2 protein-coding genes and 1 pseudogene are annotated in these 1,689 nt (G+C 64.6%); all 3 read right to left on the bottom strand.

Annotated features, from left to right (window positions below):
• Positions 1-311 (bottom strand): annotated as a pseudogene (locus WA317_RS16890) (preprotein translocase subunit SecA); the annotation flags it as partial.
• Positions 312-421: 110 nt separating this feature from the next.
• Positions 422-1,081 (bottom strand): ribosome hibernation-promoting factor, HPF/YfiA family, encoded by a 660-nt coding sequence (gene hpf, locus WA317_RS16885; RefSeq protein ID WP_425174121.1) that lies wholly within the window; start codon positions 1,079-1,081, stop codon positions 422-424.
• A 317-nt stretch (positions 1,082-1,398) separates the two neighbouring features.
• Positions 1,399-1,689: ComF family protein (locus WA317_RS16880; RefSeq protein ID WP_425174120.1), on the bottom strand; the 291-nt coding region annotated here is incomplete at its 5' end.

Here is a 1,689-nt window from a genome sequence, read left to right as displayed (position 1 = left end):
TTGCCCTCACCGGTCTTCATCTCGGCGACATTGCCGAAGTGCAGCGCCGCAGCGCCCATCACCTGCACGTCGAAGGGCCGCTGGTCCAGCACGCGCCAGGCCGCTTCCCGGGCTACCGCAAAGGCTTCGGGCAGCAGGTCGTCGAGGCTTTCGCCGTCGGCGTGCCGTTTCTTGAATTCGTCGGTCTTAGCCCGCAACTCCTCGTCGGTGAGTTTCTCGACGTCGTCGGCCAAGGCATTGACGTAGTCGGCGACGCGCGCGAGGCGCTTGACAGTGCGACCTTCGCCAAGGCGCAGCAACTTCGACAGCACAGCTATATCCCCTGTGGGTTAGACGGATCCTCCGACCGATGTCAGCGTCCCTATCCTAGGTGACTTGGCCACCTGGGCGTTCCGCGCCCGCGGCGCGTCAGAGGAGTGCGTCAGGCCAGTCGGATCAGACCGTAGTCGTAGGCGTGCCGGCGATAGACGACCGACGGCCGCTCGGTGTCCTTGTCGAAGAAGAGGAAGAAGTCGTGACCGACCAGCTCCATTTCGTAGAGCGCGTCGTCGATTGACATCGGCTTGGCCGGGTGTTCTTTCGTACGCACGATGCGCCCTGGCTGGTGCTCAACGGCGGAACCGTCGCGCTCGTGGGGCGTGTCTTCGGTCGGCGTGCCGTTCTGCTCAGGCGGCGGCGCAGCGGTCGCCTCGCAGAGCGAAATCGGCGTCTTGTCACCGTAGTGAACTTTGCGACGGTCCTTGACTCGGCGCAGCCGGTTCTCCAGCTTGTCAACCGCCGACTCGAACGCGGCATAGAAGCTGTCGGCGCTAGCCTCGCCGCGGATTACCGGGCCACGGCCCCGCACGGTGATTTCCACGCGTTGACATGATTTGCGCTGCCGCCGGTTGGGCGCGTGCTTGAGCTCGACGTCGAAAAGATAGATGGAGCGGTCCAGCCGTTCCAAGCGGGCAAGTTTCTGCGAGACGTAGATGCGGTAGTGATCGGGGATCTCAACGTTGCGGCCTTTGACGACGACCTCGGCTTTCAGTGTCGGTTCGGCCTGCTCGTCGGTGTCGGCCAGCGGCTGGCCAGGATCCACGGTTTGCGTCGACATACTTGGCAACTCGTTTCTGTCGCATCGCACGCGATCGGCGTGCCCGGTTGTTAAATTCAGGCGCCGACGGGTTCACAGGGTTTTAGCGCAGTCCGCCCGCCGGTGCAAGGTGTCGAGAACTCACCCCCTACCGCTATCGGTGACTCGGCGCCTCGATCGATGGCGACCGCCGTGGGTGCTCACGGTGCTTGCCCCGAAGGTAACCCCTGTTCACCGGTAAGTGCCAGTACTTTCGTGTACCTGTTGCGCGTTCTTCACGTATTGACGCGGTGTTGAATCGCCGGCGGCGACTAGTGGCCGGCTCACGCGTGCGCAATGGTGAGCACAGCGGCGACCCGGACACCGGCCGAATGCAGCGTCCGCACCGACTCGCGCGCAGTAGCGCCGGTGGTGACAATGTCGTCGACGAGGAGCACCTCGTGATCGATCATCAGTCGGCGGCGCCGCAGCAGGACTGCGCCCGCGAGGTTGCGTTCGCGGGCGGCGCTGCCCAAGCGAGCCGAGTCGCGAGCGAAGGCCTTGACCCGAAGCGCCTGGATGACGTCGATGCCCGAGTGTTTGGCGACCGCCGCTGCGACCATTCGGGTGACGGG

It is taken from the genome of Mycobacterium sp. (genome assembly GCF_049802695.1).
Taxonomy (GTDB): Bacteria; Actinomycetota; Actinomycetes; order Mycobacteriales; family Mycobacteriaceae; genus Mycobacterium.
Note: the sequence above shows the minus strand (reverse complement) of the source record. Positions and strands in the feature narration are given on the sequence as shown.